General features: G+C 41.8%; 1 protein-coding gene. It reads left to right on the top strand.

Going from position 1 to position 304, the window contains the following annotated elements:
- On the top strand, positions 1-304 hold a 304-nt coding region (locus P0G09_RS18280; protein WP_275253377.1), incomplete at both ends, for a DUF4143 domain-containing protein.

Raw genomic sequence — 304 nt, 5'->3', positions numbered from 1 at the left:
TGTGTGACAGCGGTATTCGATATGCAATACTGGGAAGCAGAAATATAGACTATGGCAGAGTATATGAAAACGTTGTTTGTATCGAGCTTCTACGCCGTGGATATGATGTCTATGTCGGCAAGCTCTATCAAAAGGAAATCGACTTTGTTGCTCAGAGAGGTAGCGAAAAGATTTATATTCAGGTCAGCGACAACATTTCCGGGCAGGAAACATTTGAGAGAGAATGCTCTACTCTGCTTCAGATTCGAGACGCTTATCCGAAAATGATTATTGCCAGAACCAAACATCCCCAATATAGCTATGA

It is taken from the genome of Faecalibacterium sp. DFI.5.82 (assembly GCF_029076575.1).
Lineage (GTDB): Bacteria > Bacillota > Clostridia > Oscillospirales > Ruminococcaceae > Faecalibacterium > Faecalibacterium duncaniae.
The sequence above is the reverse complement of the archived record's forward strand: the minus strand, read 5'-3'. Positions and strand labels throughout refer to the sequence as shown.